The sequence below is a fragment of the Mesorhizobium sp. M4B.F.Ca.ET.089.01.1.1 genome (assembly GCF_004022605.1).
In the GTDB taxonomy this organism is placed as follows: domain Bacteria; phylum Pseudomonadota; class Alphaproteobacteria; order Rhizobiales; family Rhizobiaceae; genus Mesorhizobium; species Mesorhizobium abyssinicae.
In genome coordinates, this window is record NZ_RZOS01001368.1 from 1 (window position 1) to 477 (window position 477).

A 477-nucleotide genomic window follows, 5' to 3' on the forward strand; every position below is an offset into this window, starting at 1 on the left:
AGACTTTGTATCGGCATCCTCTTTTCCACGTTGCAGGACAACGGCATGGCACAGAGCGCGAGCTTCGCATCCGCCCCGGCCGCATCCGCTCGACCCGTGCCCAGCATGCGCAGGCCTTCATCGCGCAAGCGCCAGCCGTAGCGAAGAAGGCTGGCGGTGGCATCGCTCGCTCGGGGAAAAGTTTTCCGGTAGCCGCTCTAGGTGTGGAGCCTCAACAGGTTGTCCTCGGTTAGAGCGAGGCGACTGATAGGTTTTTGGACTTTAGGCTGCCATGTGGGCGATGCCAATTGTATCTGTGCAGCCAGACAGGCAGCTCGGCGGAACGGTGATCTGAAGTCGGATAGGTGATGGCATAGGCCCATTCGCGCAGCGCGGTCTGGATGAAGCGCTCGGCCTTGCCGTTGGTCTTGGGCGTGTAGGGTTTGGTGCGAATGTGCTTGAGGCAAGCTTGCGGCAGGCCTTGGCGAAGGCCTTCGA

General features: G+C 60.8%; 2 pseudogenes. One reads left to right on the forward strand and one right to left on the reverse strand.

Annotation, left to right across the window (positions count from 1 at the left end):
• Nucleotides 1–5: 5 nt before the first annotated feature.
• Nucleotides 6–208, forward strand: a pseudogene (locus EN780_RS41220) (hypothetical protein); the annotation flags it as partial.
• Here the strand turns inward: EN780_RS41220 and EN780_RS37570 are convergent.
• Nucleotides 198–477 (reverse strand): annotated as a pseudogene (locus EN780_RS37570) (integrase core domain-containing protein); the annotation flags it as partial. The pseudogenes EN780_RS41220 and EN780_RS37570 overlap by 11 nt on opposite strands.